The sequence below is a fragment of the Ehrlichia ruminantium genome, from assembly GCF_009728835.1.
Lineage (GTDB): Bacteria > Pseudomonadota > Alphaproteobacteria > Rickettsiales > Anaplasmataceae > Ehrlichia > Ehrlichia ruminantium_B.
On the sequence record NZ_CP033455.1, the window covers coordinates 1,110,486 to 1,134,324 of the forward strand.

Here is a 23,839-nt window from a genome sequence, read left to right on the forward strand (position 1 = left end):
AAATACCCACTTACGCTTGATTTGCTTGTATCATTAATGAGTCACCTTCTGGCAACTTATCCCTCTTAAGACATAAGAAACGTAAAACATCCTCATTTAACCTTACTTTACGCTTAAACTCATCCATGCTAGTAGAAGATGACTTAATATACATCATACAATAATGTCCCTTATTCATCTTATCTATGGCATAAGCAAAATCCAAAAGCCCCCAGTACTCATACTTAAGAAGCTCAGCACCATTTTTTGTTAATAAGGACGATAAACCTTTAACTAACCCTTCTAACTCATATTGAGTCAAACCTTGCTGTGCTATAAAAGTAAATTCATATAAAGGCACGTCTTCTCCTTAACAAAAACCAGTTATGCTAGTATATAAAATATTACATGATAATCAAGTTAATTATTTTATCTTATTAGAGGTTTTTTTATAACTTAAGTATTGCAAGATAGATCAGGCATAAATTTTAAATTTCATCCTTTAAATCTTTTCTATATTTACTAAGTTTTTTCTTATTTTTATTAGCAGACTTTTTATCTATTATGTCTTGCAACGTAGATTCCAGCTCCTTGATTTTATCATGAGTAGATTCTGGTACCATCTCATCTATATAAGTGTTAAAGATATAGAACACATTATAATAATATGAATCTAAAAACCAATTTGGCAATACTTCCTCATCCTCCTTTGCTGCAGGTAATAATGCATAACAGGAAGTTTGAATAATAAAAAATAAAATATAGGAAAAAACCATGCCTTTTACTAAACCTATTAACAAGCCTCCAAATCGATCAACCACACTACATCTGGCCGAAGAAAGAAGACTCATAACCCAACCATTGACAATTATTGCAGTAATAGTAATAAAAACAAAAACAGTAATTGCTGATAATATTCCCGCTATAACTTCAGAAGTAACATACTGATTATACAAATCCGTAAAACAACTTCTATATCGTATAGTTAATAAGATAGATATGAAAATACTAGTTAAACCAAATATTTCTTTAATAAACCCTCTTAAGATGCCAATGATAACCGATAATAATATGATACCAATTACTGCTAAATCTAGCATATCAATCCTACTTCATTTTACAGAATTACTTCTTCTAGTTTGCAAAAAGATAATAATCAACAGTAATATAATAGCTATTAAATAAATACAAATAGTATAATAATATTTCTTATAAGATAATGCTAACCCTACAATATCATATGTATTATCCATATCAGAAGGTTCTACATAACTCCAGCTCGCTATATCAACAATACCCAACTTATTATTAGATATTTGAGTGGTATCAACAATTATACCAAGGTTTTTACGTAATAAATCAAGTATTGTACCCTGATACTCAGCTATATCTATTTTATCTTTTAATGGTATAATCACATCCTTCCGTGTAACATTATTACTATCATCTTTCCTTTGCACAGTCATTTTAACAGAACTATTTTTAGAAACTACTAACGTACGCTCTAATTCAGAAAACATTATATCATTATAAGGAGATACTATTAAATTAGTAATATAGTTCTGCATAATAAACAATACTCCTACAACCAATAGCATTATAGATTCATAGAACTTATTCCGTCTAATGAAATACCCTTGCATTGCTGCTGAAATACTCAATATCCCAACTAAAGATACACAAATGACTATTATAGTATCCCATATGTTTGTAATATCATATAATATTAACTCTGTATTATATATAAATAAGAAAGGAACGATCATAGTTCTTACATTATATAAGAAAGATTGTACCCCAGTCTTAAAAGCATTACCTTTAGCAATTGCTGCAGCAGCATAGGAAGCTATCCCTACTGGAGGAGTAACATCTGCCATGATCCCAAAATAAAAAACAAACAGATGTATAGCAATTTGTGGAACATAGATACCACTTTTATGTATAACAGAACTTAAAATAGGAGCCATAAGTGTAGATACGATAATATAACATCCTGTCGCAGGCATTCCCATACCTAATACTATACATATTATCGCTGTTACTAATAATGTGAAAAATAAACTACCACTTGCTATAGAATCAAGTACACCACTAATCGATAAACCAAAACCAGTTAATGATACAATACCTACTATGATTCCAGCTGCACCTGTAGCAATCGCAATAGAGATCATATTCTTAGAAGCCATAATCATAGCCTCATACGTTTGCCTGATACTATTAGAAAATACAGAAAGTATATTTGCTGCTCTTTTAGTAAATATCGTATAGATTGTATCCCTAGTAAGTAACATAAAGATTAAGAATAAATTTGTCCAAAAGCAAGATAACGCAGAAGACATCTTTTCGACTATTAAACACCATATCAAAATAAAAATCGGAATAAAATAATGTATTCCATATTTAAAAGTCTCTGATAAATTTGGACACCTATCCTCCTGATCATTATTAATCCTAAGATGTTCCCCTTTAGATTGATAAAACAGAACGCCAACATATAAAGTAACTAATATCAACGATATACAGTATAGACTCTTATCAAGAAATATGGCCTTTATTCCAGGAATATAAAGTTCATATATATGAATCCCTTCTATAAGTACATAAATAACACATGATAAAATTACTATACAGCTAGCAGATATAAAAAATCTCAACAAACTCAAATAAATAGACCTTGCTCTTGTTAAATCAATTACAGGCCGCATATCTAACTTGCAAGCTTCTAGATGTACTATATAAAGCAAAGTAACATACACCATTACTGCTGGAACAAATGCATATTTCACAATAGTTGCGTATGGAATAGACAAAAATTCTGACATTAAAAACGCTGCAGCACCCATAACTGGAGGCATGATTTGTCCATTAACACCAGCTGAAACTTCTATTGCAGCAGCTTTTTCAGCACTCAACCCCATTTTTTTCATCAAAGGAATAGTAAAAGATCCTATAGTAATAGTATTAGCAATTGAAGATCCAGACATCATACCCATAAAACCGGAAGCAATAACTGCAGCTTTAGCTGGTCCACCAACAAATCTTCCCAATAAAGCAAACGATAGCTTAATAAAAAAGTTACCAGCACCAGCTTTATCCAAGAATGCACCAAATAATACATACAGAAACACAAAATTAGAAGATACAGATAATGCAACTCCAAATACGCCTTCAGAAGATAACCACTCATGAGATGCTATAGCAGAAAAATTGTGTCCCTTATGTGCAATAATATCTGGCATATACTTACCAAAATATGCATACGTTAAAAACGTCAAGATAATAATAGTGATAGGTAATCCTATTGCTCTTCTAGCACCTTCTAGTAAGAATAAAAGTCCAAAAAACGCTATAACTAAGTCAACATCATTAGGCATTGCTATCCTAAATGATAATTCTTCATAAAACACTACAATGTATAGCGCAGATATACTAGCTAACAGTGCAGAAATCCAGTTCAGTGCTTTAATAGAAGTCCTGTTCGAATTTTCTAATACTGGAAAAAATAAAAATAACAAAGAAAATGCAAATGCTAAATGTATCGCTCTGCACTGAATATCAGGCAATACTGCCCATTCTATCCCATAATTAACCAAACAAAAAGGCAAAGGTGAGGCTATAAATAATTGAAAACATGCCCAAAAAAAAGCCAAAAAGCTTACTGTACAAGAAGTAATCTTACCACAATCATCAATTTGTCTTGAAGAAGCTAGTTCTCGGTCTATTATATGTTGTATATGCTCTTCCTTATTTTTCATTCTATAATCAACCCTGTTCTAATTCTTTACTAGTTAATAGCATCACGCAATTTCCACGTCAATAAAATATAACCTCCTAACTAACACCTATAATTCTCTGAAATACATTAAAAATATATTGTTAAAATTAGCAAAATGATAAACTATGCGATCAAATATCTCGACTACCCTAACTTAACATATTGAATAGTACCAAGTGACTAAGTTACAACCTACATCGTTTATATAACATAAACTTATTCTACCCTAGATTACTACAAATAATTACAATAGTAAATCTATTTACTACTATTAATTTTATTATTAACAAATATACATCCACAACAACCGTTTCTATATTCAACAATATTGTACAATTAGCATTATTAAAAACTTCCAGTAGATAATATGTTGTCTACCTGATAGAATAAAGTCCGTGCTTATTATATAATAAAATTTGTCACCTAGCTCATGTCTACAAAAATTGTATATGTATGCCAAGTATGTAGTAATCAAACACATAGATGGACTGGTAAATGTAACTCCTGTGGCAGCTGGGATAGTATCATAGGAGAAACAGCTACTGAACATTTAACAAACGTACAATATGTTTCTGAAATAAAATTAAGCTCATTATCCGACAAAAACATAATATCCCCTACTCGTTTCATAACAAAGATCAACGAAATAGACAGAGTATTTGGAGGAGGTATAGTTTTAGGAAGTAGTACTCTCATTGGAGGAGAACCTGGTGTGGGAAAATCAACACTGTTACTACAATTAGCTGCAATTTTAGACAAAAACTTCTCTACATGTCTTTATGTTTCAGGTGAAGAATCCGTAGATCAAATTAAAATCAGAGCAGATCGATTACATATTACTCAATCTAATATCCAATTATTATCAACATCATCTTTATCAGATATTACCAATTCTCTCAAAAAGAATAAGGATTTTAAGTGTATTATTGTTGACTCAATACAAACCATATATGACAGTAAAATATCATCACCACCTGGCACTGTAGTTCAAATACGTATGTGCACTCATGAACTTATAACTCTTACAAAACAACACAATATAATTTTATTTATACTAGGACAAATAACAAAAGATGGTCAAATAGCTGGTCCAAAAACTCTAGAACATATGGTAGATACAGTACTATATTTCGAAGGAGAAAATAATAGTCAACTGCGTATCTTACGTACAGTAAAAAATAGATTTGGCCCTACCAATGAAATAGGGGTATTTGAGATGTCTGATCGTGGACTAATCCCAGTAAACAACCCATCTTCTCTTTTTTTATCTAAATCACAGTACAACAATATAGTAGGCAGTGCAGTATTTGCAGGCATTGAAGGATCAAGACCTTTACTGATGGAAATACAATCATTAATTGCAAATACAAATATGGTAACTCCAAGAAGAGCAGTTGTTGGATGGGATGTTAATCGATTAGCAATGATTATAGCTGTACTCACAGCCAAATGTAATATATTTCTTGGAGATAAGGAAGTATACCTTAATATTGCAGGAGGTTTAAAAATATGTGAACCAGCAGCAGATCTAGCCATTGCAGCATCATTAATATCAAGCTTCACTAATATACCTATTCCACCATCAACAATAATATTGGGAGAAATAGCCCTATCAGGAGAAATAAGGAATGTATCAAATATTGATTTACGCTTAAAAGAAGCTTATAAACTAGGCTTGACACAAGCAATCATTCCACTCAATAATAAGCATGTTTTCTCTGATATCAAAATCATAGAAATAGGTCATATTAGAACATTGAAAAAATATCTCATTGAACTATGAAAATAATTGGTATAATCTTTCTAGCATGCTTTTTAATGTTCGTAGCAATATTTACAAAAGCATTATTAAATAAAAACACCATTCATGATATTTCAAATAGAATAATATTACCTCTTTTATATACAGAAGACCAATTGTTTGATACAAACGATCTAATTGGACATCCGTATATATTAAATGTATTTGCATCTTGGTGTACTACATGTCAAGAAGAACATAGTATGCTACTAGATATTGCTAAAGAACAAATTATAGAAATATATGGCATCAATTACCTTGACACGGAATACAAAGTAAAAGAGTGGCTTAAAACTAATGGGGATCCTTATACTAAAATTGCAAAAGACTATTCTGGGAAAGTAAATAACATACTAGGAGTAACAGGAGTACCAGAAACTTTTATATTCGATCAACATGGAAAATTACTACTACACATATATGGCAGCCTAACTAAAGACATATGGAGAACTCAAATACTACCATTAATACAAAAAACTGAAAACAGTATGAAACTCTAGGTATAGGATAAAGACATCACACAGCTTAATACAATGTTTAGCAAGTCCATAAATTGATATAAAAATTATGCACTATAACATGTTTATAATGTAAACAGCTACGGTGTATTAGTTTGCTTGAGAATGCGTACCAGTTGATATTACAACACTTGTATTGTTCATTACCTATTGTTTAGCTAAGAACAATACAGAAATAAGCCCAGTATGGAAAAGACTAGTGTAATGCATTGGATAAACGATGGTTATAAATATTACGTAAGTGTAAAAAGCTGAGAAGACACTTACTGTACATCGTTTTATTAAAACAATATCAAAGTAAATTCAATATTAATATATAAAACTAATACAGTACCAACAAATTGCTATCTACCTGATTATTAAAGTATTGTATAACAAAAATCAGACATATATGTAATCTATAACTGCAAAAGCTAATCAGCCATTATCCGCCTAACCACACATTACCACATATCATACAAAAAGTAAAATAACCTTTTTTATATATCAAACCAACGACTTAAATAAAACTAACGCTTTTACTCTTTACCATCTGACATAAAAATATACGTTTTGATGTACTATAAAAAACCTACATCAAGAATTACAATGTACCTTAAGCAAACATGGTAAATTCTCTTCTCACGACACTATATTAGTATTATTATACCTCATAACTCTAGAAAATTGGACAACACACAATGATTTTCAAAAAAGCATTACCACATGTTCTCTCAGCTTCTTAGCATTCAATAACATTTATACTGTATAATTATTTAACATATTACACTATCCTTTTTCCTGACTGAGTTTACCCTTGTACTGTTTTTAATAAACTATATATAGGTATAAATGCTTTCTAGATTTTTGGTACTCACATAATATCTGTACCTTATCACTCACTCAACACATCTCTCCATGCTTTTCCATATTGATCTTATTTTTGTATTGTTTTTAATAAAACTATACATAGGTAAATGCTTTCTAGATTTTTGATACTCACATAATATCTATACCTTATCACTCACTCAACACATCTCTCCATGCTTTTCCATACTGATCTTATTTTTGTATTGTTTTTAATAAACTATACATAGGTAAATGCTTTCTAGATTTTTGGTACTCACATAATATCTGTACCCTATTACTCACCCAACACATCTCACCATGCTTTTCCATATTGATCTTATTTTTTGTATTGTTTTTAATAAAACTATACATAGGTAAATGCTTTCTAGATTTTTGATACTCACATAATACCTGTACCTTATAACTCACCCAACACATAACACTATCCTTTTTCCTGACTGAGCTTACCCTTGTATTGTTTTTAATAAAACTATACATAGGTAAATGCTTTCTAGATTTTTGATACTCACATAATATCTGTACCTTATAACTCACCCAACACATAACACTATCCTTTTTCCCGACTGAGTTTACCCTTGTACTGTTTTTAATAAACTATATATAGGTATAAATGCTTTCTAGATTTTTGGTACTCACATAATACCTGTACCTTATAACTCACCCAACACATAACACTATCCTTTTTCCCGACTGATCTTATTTTTGTATTGTTTTTAATAAAACTATACATAGGTAAATGCTTTCTAGATTTTTGGTACTCACATAATATCTGTACCTTATCACTCACCCAACACATAACACTATCCTTTTTCCTGACTGAGCTTACCCTTGTATTGTTTTTAATAAACTATACATAGGTAAATGCTTTCTAGATTTTTGGTATTTACATAATACCTGCACCCTATCACTCACCCAATACATCATATTATCCTTTTCCGTATTGAATTTACTTTGATATTGTTTTTAATAAAACGATGTACAGTAAGTGTCTTCTCAGCTTTTTACACTTACGTAATATTTATAATCATCGTTTATCCAATTCATTACACTAGTCTTTTCTATACTGGGATTATTTTCGTATTGTTCTTAGCATAAACAATAGGTAATGAACAATACAAGTGTTGTAATATCAACTGGTACGCATTCTCAAGTAAACTAATACACCTTAGCTATTTACCTACATTATAAAACATGTTATAGTGCGTAATCTTTATATCAATTTATGGACTTGCTAAACAATGAGTGTAATACAATCTCATTTAGAACAAGTAATAAGAGATGCTTTCCCTGAAGCCGATATTACTATTACTAGCCTAGTTGATGATAATAACCATTATGCAATCAAAATAGTATCTCAACAATTTCAAGGCAAGTCAAAACTCGAACAACATAGGATGGTATATAAAGTACTAGATGGGTTAAATATACACGCAATACAAATAAAAACAGAATCTAAGTAATATGTTATGACAGACAATATAATGAATAGAATAAAACATGATATAGAAACTAATGATGTAGTTCTATACATGAAAGGTGATGCTAACCTTCCTCAATGTGGTTTTTCCAGCACAGTAGTTGCCATTCTTAAAAAGATGAATGTTAACTTTAAAAGCATTAATGTATTAGAAGACTTAGAATTACGTGAAGCAATAAAAGAATTCACAAACTGGCCTACTATTCCACAATTATATGTGAAAGGTGAATTCATTGGAGGATGCGATATAGTTAAAGAAATGTATTATAATGGAGAACTTCAAGAATTATTTATCAAAAATAATTTAATTACAGCTAATTAATCAAGCATGTATTTAATCAAAATCAATTATGATAAACCAGGAAGAAGCCAAACTTGCATTAGACAAGTTAAATGAAAAAATTAGATATCATGACACCCTGTATCATATACATGACAGCCCAGAAATAAGTGATGCAGAATATGATGAATTATGTTATCAAAGAAATGCAATCCTTGAAAAGTTTCCTACATTAAACAGTTACTACCAGGATAACATAGGTGGAGACCCAGATCTAAGGTTTTCTAAAGTTAAGCATGAAGAAAAAATGCTATCCTTAGATAATGCTTTCACTCAGCATGATATAGAAAAATTTATCACAAGAACTAAAAAGTTCTTAGACTTACAAGAAAATGAGTCGGTATGCTTCTCTTGCGAACTAAAAATTGATGGACTATCATTCTCTATAATATACAAAAATGGTGAATTATTTCAAGCATCTACACGAGGTAACGGATACTTTGGTGAAAACATAACAAACAATGTAAAAACCATAAAAAACTTACCACATATTATTCAAAATGCACCAGATTTTTTAGAAGTTAGAGGTGAGATATATATAGATCGAAATGACTTTATACAGTTAAATAACGAAGGAAAAAACTTTGCAAATCCACGTAATGCTGCAGCTGGATCTATAAGACAACTAGATTCAAGTATTACTGCACAACGCAAATTAAAATACTGCATGTATACAATAGTAAATAGCAAGTGCCTAACACAAATAGAATCATTAGATCAATTAAAAAACTGGGGTTTTTGTATAAATGAACATACCATTAGCACAGATAATTTTGAAGAAGCTATTAATTTCTATAACAAGATCTATAATGACAGAAGTAATATTAGCTATGACATTGATGGAATTATATATAAAGTTAACAACATTAAATTACAACATACTTTAGGTACAACAAGTAAATCTCCTAGATGGGCTATAGCATATAAATTTCCTGCAATAGAAGGGAAAACCAAATTAAATAAAATCTCAATACAAGTTGGAAGAACCGGAGTACTTACACCTATTGCAGAGCTTTCTCCTATCAATATTGGTGGGGTTGTAATAACACGAGCTAGTTTACATAATAAAAGTGAAATAGAACGTAAAGACATACGGGAAGGAGACTATGTTATTGTAAAAAGAGCAGGAGATGTAATTCCTCAAGTAGTTGATGTTGACAAAAATTTACGTACTACAGAACTAGCAGAATTTGTTTTTCCAACAGTATGCCCAGCATGTGGTAGTAATTTATATCAAGCACAACAGGAAATATCAATATACTGTATGGGAGGATTATTTTGTCAAAACCAAATTTTAGAAAAAATTAGACACTTTGTTTCAAAAGACGCATTTAATATTATTGGATTCGGGAAAAAGCAAATACAGTTCTTTTATGAGCATGGTTTAATTACAAGTATTGTCGATATATTTACATTAGAAGAAAAAATAAACAATCAAAATGTACAGTTATCCTCACTACATGGATGGGGCGAAAAATCCATAAACAATTTACTATCTGCCATTAACAATAGTAAAGTAATTAATCTTGAAAATTTCATTTTTTCATTAGGTATAAGATTTGTAGGTAAATATATAGCAAAAATACTTGCCAATTATTTTATATCATACGAAAAATGGTACACTGAAATGCTTAAATTAACACAAGATATTGATTATTCAATTAACATACAACAAGTAGGACTAAAAACTATAGATTCGTTAAGAACATTTTTCACAGAACAACATAACTTAAACATGATAAATAACTTAGTAGGACACCTTACAATACTAGATACAAAATCTAATAACTATTTATCCCTTATTCATGGAAAGACTATAGTGTTCACCGGAGAACTATCAAGCATGTCACGGTCAGAAGCAAAACTAAAATCAGAAACTGCTGGAGCAAAAGTTTCTTCATCACTTTCAAAAAATACAGATTTTCTAGTTGTAGGTAACAATCCTGGTTCAAAATATAAAAAAGCACAATCTCTGAATATACAAATCCTAACTGAGGACCTATGGTTACAATACATTCAACCTAACAAAATATTAGATTCATAATCAGCATTTTCACACTAGCTAAGAAAGTATTATTAAAACCAGTATCAGAAGATGTCACAGCAAATATTTATTTATCACTCTCACAAAACACAGATTTTTCACTAGAAATAACAATCCTAGACAAGCAAATATAATGTCTAAATATGTAAATTCTAACTGAAAACCCATAGTAATAATAATACATTCACCCTAATAACATACTAGTCACATAATTAGTATTTAACACTAATCCAGAAAATACTATCCGAACCAATATCAGAAAATGTTCTAGTAAAGGTTTATTTATTACTCTAAAAAAAATATAGATTCCCTTATTATAGACAATAATCCTGGTTCAAAATATAAAAAAGCACAATCTCTGAACATATAAATCCTAACTGAGGACCTATGGTTACAATACATTCAACCTAACAAAATATTAGATTCATAATCAGCATTTTCACACTAGCTAAGAAAGTATTATTAAAACCAGTATCAGAAGATGTTACAGCAAATATTTATTTATCACTTTCACAAAACACAGATTTTTCACTAGAAATAACAATCTTAAGTAAGAAAACACAATTCCTAAACTATATAAATCCTAACTGAAGATTTAGGGCCATATTAATCTGACATATATATTACCTTCACAGTAGATATTATAATAAACAACACTACAGTACATTCAAACTAACTACCACACAGTCAATGTTTTCAACCATTCCTTAAAAGACAGCATACACTATTCTGTATAACACTTAAATAAGATAATATTAAGTTTACTTTTCATATAAATGACTATTAACTACAAAACTTATGTGGCTTTTTATTTACTATTACCATAAATCTTATTTAACACATAATACGCTGTACTACGTAAGTTAATACAAAACCTAAGTCACTTTTTAAATAATTGTAGCAAAAATGCCGTTAACTGACATTATTTAATAAAATAGCTACTTACATATCTGATAAAGTAGTCATAATATCTACACATTGATTATTTACTGCTTGAGCAGATACTACAATTTTTGATTTTCCTTGCATAAATTTTTCAATTTTACATCCAAAAAATTCATACCTCCAACCTTTCATTACATAACTTGATTTACCATTAAGTAATCTTATTAAACTACCTTTAGAACAAACTAACTTTTGCGATATATTACTACCATAACAAACATTATATAATAATATTAAAAGTATATTTAAAACTGATTTATTGTTATTACTAGAGTTTATACTAGATAATTCACCAACATTAATAGACTGATTGTTATTAATAATTTCAAAAATATCAGATACTGTATTATGCAACAAATATTCTTTCTTAATATACTTTTTCAAAGTACTAATATCACTTTTTTCCATAAGATCCTTAGCTAGGTATGGAATTGCTTTATTTTTTAATAATGAATCACGACTAACATTAAAATATTGTGCCAACTTCTCTCTCCATTCAACAATAGAACAACTGATAATAACTTCCTCTTTTGTCACTTCTGAAGAAAAATCAAAAATATCATATATATTACCGTAACTTGCTTCTTGCATAACAATATTGTTCATCTCTTCCAGAAACCACAACAACCTCTGAGAAGATATTAGGTTATCATACAATATCTGATATAACTCATATAAATACACAACATCATCAAGTGCATATTGAATTTTATCATCAGATAATGGACGTATCAGCCAGTTAGATCTCTTTAGCGTTAATTTATCTAATGAAACATCTAAAAACTGCGCCACTAGTTTTGAATATCCCACAGCATTATCATAATACGCACAAAACATGGCAGCAACTTGAGTATCAAATATAGGATTAGGAATTCTTGAAAATCTTGTCAATAGCGCATCTATATCTTGCCGACAATCATGAAAAACTTTTACTATATCCCTATTATAAAATACAGATTCTAAAATAGATAAATCCATATCATGTGCCAAAACATCAATAACACAGTTTCCTTTACCCCAAGCAATTTGTATTAAAGATAATCTTGGATAGTACTCACTACAGTTCCGAATAAACTCAGTATCTACTGCAATAAATTTAGGACATGACATAAGTAATTGACTACACACATCTTGCAGCTTACTAGTAGTATCAATTAACATGCCTTTTCATCCTTCTTTATCATTTAATAAACAATACCCCAACTTTAGCGCAATTACACACTATATTATTGTTAACTCACATATTTATACATACTGATTAAGTCTTTATAAGATTACTTTAATAATAACTACAAAAATGGCTAATTTGTACTCATGAGATATCACCTAGTATCCTATTTTTTACAAAACATATAATTTTATTTCTTATATTTCCTAGATAATACATTACAAATTCCAAAAAATAAATAACTACTAATCATTTACAATATCTATTATTTGATATTCTATAAATTTATACAATATTATTTAATGAGTTTTATTCTCTAGCATATTCTATACTTCTTTAAATCCACACTAAAAAAACCATCCCATATTTTATAATTTAATATATTTTAGTTATTATGAACCTTTACCATAATAAAAAAATAAACCTATATAATTCATCACAGCTTAATGATACAAGCTTTACAAACTTAACATGATAAACACTTAATATAAGATAAACTAGCACTATACATATTTAAATATTACTTAGGTAAAACCACATATAAATACTAGTATCAAAAAATCCCTATCATACTTGTGTTCAAAATAATAAAATACTAATACAAGTATCATATTGTATTATTTTGTTTCAAATGAACTAGATTCAGTGTCTATACATTTTACAAACGTCAATTTAACCATCCCACCACCTTTTATATTATAAAAATTTATTGATGCACCGTGTTCATCTAGTATTTTTTTCACTATCGACAAACCCAATCCTGTTCCTTGACTACGGGTTGTTACATAGGGTTCGGTAAGTTTTTCTATAAGTTCCTCCGGAAAACCAATGCCATTATCTTGAACTTGTATATCAACATGATCTTTATTTTCAATTACAGTAATTGTTATCTTTCCATGTACATTTCGTTTCATTTCAATCGATTCACATGCATTTTTAAATAAATTAACAAAGACATGGTTAATTTGACTTTCATCCAATACTACAAAAATTGGATTATCCGGTACATTAAAATCGTAATCCACAAAATCACAGCTAAATTGCCCAGAAGACACCAAGTTCCTTATAATATTACAAATATCATGTTTAACTAATACAGGATCTGACATTCTTGCAAACTTAGCAAATTCATCAACAATACACCTGATACTTGTAACATGACGAATGATAGTATCAACATACCTAGAAAAACCTTCCTGATCAGATGCAATTTCCTGTTTATACTTACTATTTAATCTCTCAGCTGCAAGATATATTGGAGTAATAGGATTTTTTATTTCATGTGCTATTCTGCGTGCAACATCAGACCATGCTGCAGATCTTTGAGCTTCAACTAAACTTGAAATATCATCAAACGTAATAATATATCCTTTTGTAACACTGCCTAATACTTTAATACGTACAGATAAAGTAAAAGATTTTTTATTTCTAATTACAATCACTTCATCTTTCATTTTATTGCTTGTTATCAACTCAGATATTTCAGGAAAAACACTATCAAGTTCTACATTCAACACTTCAGGAGCCAACAATTCTTTTGCTTTATCATTCATCAAAGTAATAACACCTGCACAATTCACAGCTATTATCCCAGAAGAAATACCTGACAACACAGCTTCTATAAACTCTCTCCTTTCATTCATATCCTGATATAACTTTATTAACTGAGAACGTTGAGTATTAAGTTGCGATGTCATCTGATTAAACGCACGAACAAGTGTAGACATTTCTTGTCCAATTTTACCTTCTTCTATTTTAAAAGATAAATCACCCTTTTGAACCTTCCTCGTAGCATAAAACAAGTCTAATAATGGACGTACAATATCACCAGAAAAATTAATACCATACCAAATCGCAGTAAACAATAGTAATAACGAAATGAGAATGAATATCATCGAAAATTGAACTTGCAAAGATGATATTTGAGATTGCAAATCTCTATAAGACTGCACTGCACCTTTTGTTGCAGATAAATGAGACGATACTTTCATGTCTATAAGGCGCCCAACCATAATATAAGTAGACGAGAACCCATCAATCAATAAAAAAGCACGTATCATGTTTTCTTGTGTAATTACAAGAACTTTATCATCATCTATTGTTTCTAATCCATACCATGGAATCATATCAAAACTTAAAGCAAAGCTAAATTTACTACTTGCTATAACTCTACCTGGTTGAAAAATTAATACTTCTGATAATCCCAAAAGATCTGCTTCAGATTGTACAACATTTTGCAAATATGCTTGATCATAATACAACAGCCCATTATTACTAGACACATAATGTGATATAGCTAAGATATCAGAACGAATATTTCTCTTTTGCTCCCTAAGATATGCCTCTGCTACTTTAATAGATTGATGCATAGCAGTTTCTACTCTTTTATTAAACCAGGCCTGAATACTATAATTGAAGAATAAGCTGGAAAAACCAGATATAATAATAGTAGGGATAACAGCTACCACTGAAAACATTAATACAATTCTTGTTTGAAGATGAGAACCTAGACGTCCTCTTTTTCTCTGTATCCATATATTAATGAGCTTACAAGATACACTGGTGATTAACAATAAAAACAATATTAAATCGAAAAATATCAATTTAATTGCTTTACCATGATCAGGACCAAGTGGATCATCATGATGAAAAACAACACAATAAGTGATAACAGAAAATAGAAAAATAGATATAGCTAAAAATGAAGCAACAACTTTAAAAAATTTTAATTTATTTATGCTGTTATATACCTTTACAAACCAGTTTTTCATTAGAGTATCAAACGGTGGATGAACTAACTTATACAAAAACAATTAGTTCTTAGGCCTATGACACACTATAACATGCCTAAAGGAACCTATACTTAGAATATTTATAAAAAATAAAGAACGCTACAAATTTTTTCATATAATCTAAATAATAAAAAATACTCATAGCGTATAACTTTATTTTAGCATTCTAAAACTTCGAGGTTAATTGCTGAAAACTTCCCATTATTCTTATCAAGCTGATACTTAACTTTCTGACCTTCTTTCAATCCACTAATTCTACTTTTTTGTAATGCAGTAATATGAACAAAAATATCTTTTACATCTTGACCAATATTTTTTACTTTATCACCATGATCTTTACGAATAAATCCATAACCCTTCTCTGAACTAAACCACTTTACATACCCAGTATAAATTGAGTCATCTACCAACCGTTGAGACATTAAATAATCCTTAAAAATTAACATAAAAACATATACTACATTACCAATAATACACTAAAAAATCATGTATTATAATATATAATACTATGTTGCGTTAAGAGTAAAGGTTAATATATTTTTTGCAAGAAAAATATTAGTACATCAGATGTAGAAATATCTATACTATAACTATAAAACTACTATTATATATCAATATTTAAACAGTATTAATAATTTAGTTGACTTTTATTAAAATCAGATATAGCAAACTATTAATTCTTATATATCTTTTAGAGTTATGCATTTGTTCTGTTTCGGATATGGATATACAGCAAGTTTTCTTGCACAAAAACTATTATCCCTCAAGTGGAAAGTAAGTGGAACATCATTTCATCAAAAGAAGCAACAAAATGAAAATGTACATATACTAGATTATAATTTTCCATTACCAGAATCAATATTTGCAGATATCACCCATGTACTTATATCAATTCCACCGGAAGGAGATGATATTCTTAAGAAATATCATATATTTTTACAAAAAGTTCACTGGGTAGGATATTTATCTGCAACAAATGTATACGGCGACCATAATGGTAATTGGGTTAACGAAACATCTATTACAAATCCATCCACCAACTCTGGCATTCACCGCTTAAAACAAGAGAAACTATGGCTCAACTCTAATCTACCCATACACATATTCAGGTTATCTGGTATATACGGCCCACAAAGAAATGTATTATGCCACTTAATACAAAACAATGTAAGATATATTATAAGTGATACAATATTTTCTCGTATACATGTAGATGACATAGCAAATATTTTATTTACATCAATACATCACCCAAATCCTAATAGTATTTATAATTGTTCAGACGACTTACCAGCCTCATATTCAAATGTTGTTAAATATGGAGCTCAACTATTAAACATAGATCCACCAAAGCCTATTACGTTTGATGATTTACCAGATAGTATGAAAAGATTTTACACAGAAAAAAAACTAGTAAGTAACCTTAAAATAAAAGATGAGTTAGGTATATCATTAAAATATCCTACCTACATACAAGGTTTACATAGCTTAATTAATACAGAAATATTTTAAATATATTTCACATAAAGTATCACATTCATAGAATAAAATAGGAAGTAATGTAAAAAATTACTCAGCACATTACAGATCCACTCTATTTATTAAAATTTACATAATTATTAATATAGAACGTACGTAATATTAGACACTTGTTCAAAAAAAACATCCATTCCAGTTAATGATAATGCTAACTAATTAATACGCTTTATATACAAACAATCTTAAATATTATATCATTTGTTCTCAAAAGTTTTGTAATACAAACTTTTTCATAACATCAATATCATGTTCATACTCATAACATGATTGTACTTTTTTATTTTATGCCAAGTATCACATATTATTAAATCACAATAAAAATTACACATTTAGATATTAGCAAAAGTTATTTAATAAGCTACAACTTTGAATTTTGCTATAACAACATACACAATAACTTATATAATTCTACTTACAATCAATAAATACATTTAAACTTTTAAGTCTGTTATTTGAAGTTAAGTAATCATTACAAAACCAATTATATCCATATTAAACAATAAACATATACGCTCTATATGGATATAACCATACACTAAGATAAATAGTCACCAATAATACAACACTGATATTGAAAAAACTTTATTACTAAAGACAGAATAATATATCTACAACTGTATTATTGAATGATTTTTCAAATATAATGATATTTACACAACATCCTAGTTACTAAATTAATTATACGATCAATATTTAATACACAACACATCCTAGTAGTGATTTTAAACTTGCATTGATTACTGATTAATTGTAAATGTTTTACTTGCCATTAGGTATTATGTTATGTGAGGACCAAATATGCCAGTCATGCCAGATCATTGGATAAAAGATAAGGCTATAAAAGACAAGATGATTTATCCATTTACTGACCATAAGAAGAGTAGTGGTATTTTATCATATGGCTTATCATCTTATGGATATGATGCAAGGATAGATAATAAATTTAAGATATTTACAAACGTCAATTCAGTAATAGTTGATCCTAAGAATTTTCCTTTAGGAAGTTTTATAGATAAAGAAGAAAACGTATGTATCATCCCACCTAATAGTTTCGTATTAGCAAAAACTGTTGAATATTTTCGAATACCCAAAGACATACTAGTAATATGTGTAGGTAAATCAACTTATGCAAGATGTGGTATCATTGTTAATGTAACACCTCTAGAGCCAGGATGGGAAGGATACGTTACACTAGAATTCTCAAATACTACACCACTTCCAGCAAAAATTTACGCATTTGAAGGAGCTTGTCAGTTTATTTTCTTAAAAGGCGATAGTGAGTGTAGTATATCTTATAATGAACTACAAGGAAAATACATGAACCAATTGGATGTCACACTACCTATAGTTAACAACAAATAAGCTATTTGACTAACTTAGTAACTATACACCCCATTTACTATATTAAATACCAGAATAAACACAAATATATACGAATCTTAATCAGACTTCACTAATAGTACCTCTATACAAAGTATATTAGATACTATTGGACATATAAAACCCATCAATATTAATTAACATAGTAGTTATAATCACTTACTTAAATAAGTAATAAACAGCTATATCCTAACAACCCTAATATCAAGTATTTAGCATCTAATAAATAGATATATCACATTGATTGTATCATACAAACTACTCCCAACTTTGAACAACAGTTTGAATTACTTACTCCTTATATAACGCACAGTATATCTATGATATACTCAGTCACCACGAATATATTTGAACACACTTTATATCAAATTACAAAAATTTATTTATTCAATATATACAAACTATCAAACAATTATTAGGATATTTAAAAAAAATAATTCACCAATTTGAAATTGATACACTCTACATAATTCCAATATACACAAACATATTAAACAATAAAAATTTCTTTACATTTTTTGAAATAATTTTAATAGCAATTCTTCTTATATATACATTACCAAAGAATGTTGATCACATATATACGAGATACAAATTCTTTGATATTCTAAAATTACCTAAAAGCTCATCAATTTATTTACCCACATAAATCCTATTAAAGAATTTCAGTACATTCGCTACTTAAAAAGATTAATTCTATAGTGCTTGAACAAGATCTTTTTGCACATATAAACACTATAAGTATTTCATATGATCAATAAAAATTCATTTAATATTACAATCTAAGTTCATTACATATACTTATCACTTATAAAAATATAAATAACTTTTAATCATATATACAGAGTTATCACAATAGAATCACATCTCAATAATAAAACAAATTTGTTGACTTATTTCTAAACAATTAAATATTAGAAATATACTTATAGTAAAGTTTAATATATGCTCGAATGTACTGACCTTCTTTGCATTAGAAACAATAAGTGCTTATTTTCTCAATTAAGCTTTACCACAAAGAAAAATTTGCTCACTCTCATAATAGGAAGTAATGGTACTGGAAAAACAAGCCTACTCAGATTACTTACAGGATTAATCCCCATTACACATGGCAACATAAAATATAATGGAGAAAATATTCACGAATCCGACACTTATTTTACATCCATCACCTACATAGGACACAAAAACTTTTGTAATGACAATCTTACAGTATTAGAAAATATAGAATTTTGGGCAAATATAAAGAATTCTCATGAATTAATAGCTGCAACAATATGCTTTTTCGAATTACAATTAGTACTTGATATAAAATACAAATATTTATCAGCTGGATGGAAAAGAAGAGTCGCTTTATCAAGGCTACTTATATATAATACTAATATATGGATTATTGATGAACCATTCACACATCTTGACACCCATACACGAGAATTAATATTAGAATTGATATCTACAAGATTAAAACAAAACGGAATAGTGATTATATCCGATCATAATAAAGCAGAGTCATATGGAGAATGCAACATTATAGATCTTGAATCCTTTACAAATCGACCTATAGTTCAACAATAAATAATTCATGCTAATACCACATAAACTATTAATAGGTTAATTATATATTAGTAATAAATTTCTACAACAGCAACATATACTCCAACATATCAGAACCATACAAACAATATTCTCAGTTCCAATTAAAAACTGAGTTATCCTGCGTACATAGAAATAGCTAAACTCACATCACAATATTAAAAACACTCATATCTAGAACAACACAGCAATCATAACTAACATAATAACTATTTCATATGTGATTCTTATATATTAGAAAAGATTCATAAGAATTTTGACCTGTTTTTTTAACTTTAAACCATCATTGATATATCAAGTCTATTATAAAATCTAGTGACATTATACAAACTAAATAAAGAAGATAACAATATTTTCACCCTAAGTTTATTAGAGACCACAACATGCAAAAAGGATCTCATCTACAAAGCAAGGTATTCTAACATAAAATAATCAAATCTTCTATTGCCGAACACATTGTACTTGCAATAATTTTACACAATGTAAAAGGTATATACTACTAGCAAACAATACAAATGCGGTTACCTGATGTAATGAAGCTAGTACTATAGGAACATTGTACACAAATGTTAGAACCCCCAACGTTAATTGTAGGAGTAAAAATACTAATAACAAATATATAGATAAAATCCTCGCCTTTACCACAAATAAAGCAATAATAACAACAATAAAAATCAACAAAGCTATTACTTCATGTATAAACTGTACTGTTATAGGATTATCAAAAATATTATACCACCATGGTTTAATAAAAAACAAATCATTTAATCCTATACTAGATAAAAAAGGGATGTCCTTACTTAACAACCCAGCATTTAAACCAGCAACCAGCGCACCAAATGTTATTTGAATAACAATTAACACAGGAATTATATAAAAAATTAATGTATTAGTAATTTTAATATTACATCTCATTTTAGAGACAACAGATAATAAAAATTGTTTCCACAAAAAATAGAAAATTACTAATGCTAACAGTAAATGCATAGCTAATCTATAGTGACTAACATGTGGACGATCAATTAAACCACTTTTAACCATATACCATCCCATTACTCCTTGAGCTAATATTAGAGAAGATATTAACATAAAACGAAGTATCAAATTTTTATTCAGTTTTCTTTTATATATAAAGTACAGAAACGGTATCAAAAAAATAAAACCAACAAGTCTTCCAAGCAATCGATGAAAATATTCTATTAAGTACAATTTTTTGAATTCCATTAGAGTAATATTAGAGGTAATGTATTTATATTCTGGAGTAGTCATATACTTCATTTTTTCTGCTATCCACATTTTTTCAGTCACTGGTGGAAATATTCCTACTACAGGATTCCATTCTGTAATTGATAAGCCAGAATGAGTAAGGCGCGTTATTCCTCCAATAAATACCATTCCTAATATTCCTACACAACATATGCATAACCATATCTTCACACCAACACATACATCTTCAGAATTACTAGTAACACTCATAATAAGACCTAGAACAGTTTTTCACATTATATGCAAAAAATAAGATTTTTACACAATTTAACAAAAATTCCATTATATTACTAATGTGTATAGCAAAATATTAGTGTATTACTATTATCTATAAACAAAAAACACCATTATATTTTTTTAACTGAGAAATATTTCAATTAACCCAATACTAAATAAGCAAATATACTTTAGAAAGCTGTAGAATATCGTTAAAGTAATAATAAAATAAACTGTAATTCATTAAAAATACACACTAAATATTATACCACCTACACAATGATTTCCTATCCAAACTATTTCAAACAATACTATTAAATTCTTTTTTTATGAATAACCTACCTACACTACTATATTCTATGCTTCCCTTAAAGTAAACATATCACAATTGCTATACAAACATAACTAACTAAGTGTCCTATTATTCAAAAACTAACATTATAGACATTTTACTTAGTTTTAAATTTTTCTACCTGTTTAATTCTTTTGCTGCACATATAGAACCAACATATATTTTAACAGTAACATGCAAAATGGCAGCTTACATTTTTGCGATAATTATATTACATAAAAACTAAATCAATAAATACCTTACATTTATCACAAATACACAATTAACATTATTATTTAAAAACTAAATTAAATACAACTTTATCCGACATTCTATCTCCATTTATAGTAAAATCATTATTTGTTATTTCTACCATGTATCATATGCAAAACCATTTGATAGAATACTGGCTAACTACCCATTACAAAAGATACACTACCAATTATTTTAATTAACTCAATAAAACTAGTTAACTATTTAAAATCCTATACTAGCACTATCTTTTGTCTTAAATAATGACAGAGTTATTATTTCCATCTTTTTATAATATAATAATCATCACTCAGAAATCAGAACAAGTGCTACACAACTTACATAATAAAACAATTATCATAAATTCTTATACTAATCTCTTTTGTACCTTTTATTTCCAGTATAGGTTATACACCACACACACAATATACCAACATCTAAATTATTATCATTAAATCAGTACAATAGACGTAATCTTATTCAACAACAAATGACATCAATATAACTATATCTAAGCCAGCCATGATAAATATCTACAGTTTATATAATAAAAAATTATAGTCTTGTATTAACTCACTTATTACTTCATTGCTGATAACTATATCATAAACATTGCTAAATTTATAGAATACTAAGCTTTCTTTATTAATTCTACATTCACTATTTAATATTGTAGAATACAAAATTAGGATCATAAAATTTACTATAAATCATTGATCTAATAAAATCCCAAACAATATTTATTTTTCATATATTGACTTCAACATAAATTTATAGTAGTTTTAGCACTCTATATTCTGCCAGGTTGATGATGTTAAGAATCTTTCTTTTATTAGCTTTAGTATTATTAGTGGCAAGTTTTCCGTTAATAAATAATTGGCTATCTAATAATTCTGGTAAGTCTACATTAAATAAAGATCAAGTTATATCTATAGTTGAGGAATATATAAGTCACTATCCTCAAAGAGTAATAGATTTACTTACTACAGGACAAGCACGCGCAGAAAAAGCAGAGCTTAGTGAAAACATCAAAAAACACAAATCTGAACTTGAAGATATCTCTTATCCATCTGCGGGAAATAAAAATAGCAAGATTATATTTGTTGAGTTTTTTGACTATGCTTGTGGATATTGTAAGATGATGTCTGATGATATAAAACAAATTATTAAAGATGGTAAGGTACGTGTTATATTCAGAGATTTTCCAATACTTGGAGAGTCCTCATTGAAAGCTGTTAAAGCAGCACTAGCCGTGCATTTCATTAATCCAGACAAGTATTTAGAGTTTTACTATGAAGCATTAAATCATAAGCAACAGTTTAATGAAGATTCTATACTAAGTATAGTAAAGTCAATTAAAATCTCAGAGGAAGAGTTTAAAGCTTCATTATCCAAAAATGCTGATGCTATTGATAAGATGATAGAGTCTACTAGAAGTTTAGCTGAAAAATTAAACATCAGAGGTACTCCTGCACTTATCATAGGGGATGCATTCATTGCAGGAGCTGCAGACTTATCAACCCTAAGAAGTAAAATAGTCGAACAAGAAGGAGAATAGGTAGAAACATATA

At 28.7% G+C, this 23,839-nt stretch carries 17 protein-coding genes; 9 read left to right on the forward strand and 8 right to left on the reverse strand.

What is annotated here, in order from left to right; genetic code table 11:
* Positions 1 to 10: 10 nt before the first annotated feature.
* From rpsF to EDL80_RS03820, 3 genes are all read right to left on the reverse strand, one after another.
* On the reverse strand, positions 11 to 340 hold the full coding sequence (rpsF, locus tag EDL80_RS03810) for a 30S ribosomal protein S6 (protein ID WP_158406853.1): 330 nt from the start codon (positions 338 to 340) through the stop codon (positions 11 to 13).
* A gap of 127 nt (positions 341 to 467) precedes the next feature.
* Entirely contained in the window at positions 468 to 1,079 is a 612-nt protein-coding gene (locus tag EDL80_RS03815) for a CvpA family protein (RefSeq protein WP_158406854.1), read from the reverse strand.
* Between the two features lie 12 nt (positions 1,080 to 1,091).
* Complete coding sequence (locus tag EDL80_RS03820; protein ID WP_158406855.1) at positions 1,092 to 3,737, reverse strand: TRAP transporter fused permease subunit; 2,646 nt, start codon at positions 3,735 to 3,737, stop codon at positions 1,092 to 1,094.
* Positions 3,738 to 4,187: 450 nt separating this feature from the next.
* On the opposite strand from EDL80_RS03820, the gene radA reads away from it, so the two are divergent.
* Positions 4,188 to 5,540 carry a DNA repair protein RadA gene (radA, locus tag EDL80_RS03825; protein ID WP_158406856.1) on the forward strand — a complete coding sequence of 451 codons (1,353 nt, stop codon included), beginning with the start codon at positions 4,188 to 4,190 and terminating at the stop codon, positions 5,538 to 5,540.
* Entirely contained in the window at positions 5,537 to 6,058 is a 522-nt protein-coding gene (locus EDL80_RS03830) for a DsbE family thiol:disulfide interchange protein (RefSeq protein ID WP_158406857.1), read from the forward strand. Before radA ends, EDL80_RS03830 begins: the two co-directional genes overlap by 4 nt.
* A 1,059-nt stretch (positions 6,059 to 7,117) precedes the next feature.
* On the opposite strand, the gene EDL80_RS03835 is transcribed toward EDL80_RS03830, so the two are convergent.
* The gene (locus tag EDL80_RS03835) at positions 7,118 to 7,459 is read right to left on the reverse strand and encodes a hypothetical protein (RefSeq protein ID WP_158406858.1); all 342 of its coding nucleotides are present in this window, start codon (positions 7,457 to 7,459) and stop codon (positions 7,118 to 7,120) included.
* A gap of 704 nt (positions 7,460 to 8,163) precedes the next feature.
* Between EDL80_RS03835 and EDL80_RS03840 the strand changes: the two genes are divergently transcribed.
* The 3 genes from EDL80_RS03840 to ligA are packed head-to-tail and all read left to right on the forward strand — an operon-like array spanning position 8,164 to position 10,786.
* A complete protein-coding gene (locus EDL80_RS03840; RefSeq protein ID WP_158406859.1) occupies positions 8,164 to 8,385 on the forward strand; it encodes a BolA/IbaG family iron-sulfur metabolism protein in 222 nt (73 codons plus the stop codon).
* Between the two features lie 6 nt (positions 8,386 to 8,391).
* A complete protein-coding gene (gene grxD, locus EDL80_RS03845) occupies positions 8,392 to 8,724 on the forward strand; it encodes a Grx4 family monothiol glutaredoxin (protein WP_158406860.1) in 333 nt (110 codons plus the stop codon).
* Between the two features lie 28 nt (positions 8,725 to 8,752).
* On the forward strand, positions 8,753 to 10,786 hold the full coding sequence (gene ligA, locus EDL80_RS03850; RefSeq protein ID WP_158406861.1) for an NAD-dependent DNA ligase LigA: 2,034 nt from the start codon (positions 8,753 to 8,755) through the stop codon (positions 10,784 to 10,786).
* A gap of 942 nt (positions 10,787 to 11,728) precedes the next feature.
* Here the strand turns inward: ligA and EDL80_RS03855 are convergent.
* From EDL80_RS03855 to EDL80_RS03865, 3 genes are all read right to left on the reverse strand, one after another.
* Positions 11,729 to 12,892 carry a ribonuclease D gene (locus EDL80_RS03855; protein ID WP_158406862.1) on the reverse strand — a complete coding sequence of 388 codons (1,164 nt, stop codon included), beginning with the start codon at positions 12,890 to 12,892 and terminating at the stop codon, positions 11,729 to 11,731.
* Between the two features lie 624 nt (positions 12,893 to 13,516).
* Positions 13,517 to 15,670, reverse strand: coding sequence for a sensor histidine kinase NtrY-like (locus tag EDL80_RS03860; RefSeq protein WP_158407100.1), 2,154 nt, complete (start codon positions 15,668 to 15,670; stop codon positions 13,517 to 13,519).
* A 179-nt stretch (positions 15,671 to 15,849) separates the two neighbouring features.
* On the reverse strand, positions 15,850 to 16,113 hold the full coding sequence (locus tag EDL80_RS03865; RefSeq protein WP_330998022.1) for a cold shock domain-containing protein: 264 nt from the start codon (positions 16,111 to 16,113) through the stop codon (positions 15,850 to 15,852).
* Positions 16,114 to 16,390: 277 nt separating this feature from the next.
* Here EDL80_RS03865 and EDL80_RS03870 point away from each other — a divergent pair, with 277 nt between their 5' ends.
* From EDL80_RS03870 to ccmA, 3 genes are all read left to right on the forward strand, one after another.
* On the forward strand, positions 16,391 to 17,203 hold the full coding sequence (locus EDL80_RS03870) for an SDR family oxidoreductase (protein ID WP_158406864.1): 813 nt from the start codon (positions 16,391 to 16,393) through the stop codon (positions 17,201 to 17,203).
* Between the two features lie 825 nt (positions 17,204 to 18,028).
* The gene (gene dcd, locus EDL80_RS03875) at positions 18,029 to 18,592 is read left to right on the forward strand and encodes a dCTP deaminase (protein WP_158406865.1); all 564 of its coding nucleotides are present in this window, start codon (positions 18,029 to 18,031) and stop codon (positions 18,590 to 18,592) included.
* Positions 18,593 to 19,555: 963 nt separating this feature from the next.
* On the forward strand, positions 19,556 to 20,185 hold the full coding sequence (gene ccmA, locus EDL80_RS03880) for a heme ABC exporter ATP-binding protein CcmA (protein ID WP_158406866.1): 630 nt from the start codon (positions 19,556 to 19,558) through the stop codon (positions 20,183 to 20,185).
* A 459-nt stretch (positions 20,186 to 20,644) separates the two neighbouring features.
* Here the strand turns inward: ccmA and EDL80_RS03885 are convergent, their stop codons facing one another.
* Positions 20,645 to 21,679 carry a COX15/CtaA family protein gene (locus EDL80_RS03885; RefSeq protein ID WP_158406867.1) on the reverse strand — a complete coding sequence of 345 codons (1,035 nt, stop codon included), beginning with the start codon at positions 21,677 to 21,679 and terminating at the stop codon, positions 20,645 to 20,647.
* 1,397 nt (positions 21,680 to 23,076) lie between these two features.
* On the opposite strand from EDL80_RS03885, the gene EDL80_RS03890 reads away from it, so the two are divergent.
* Positions 23,077 to 23,826: a DsbA family protein gene (locus EDL80_RS03890; RefSeq protein WP_158406868.1), complete on the forward strand. Its 750-nt coding sequence runs from the start codon at positions 23,077 to 23,079 to the stop codon at positions 23,824 to 23,826.
* The last annotated feature ends 13 nt before the right edge of the window (positions 23,827 to 23,839 follow it).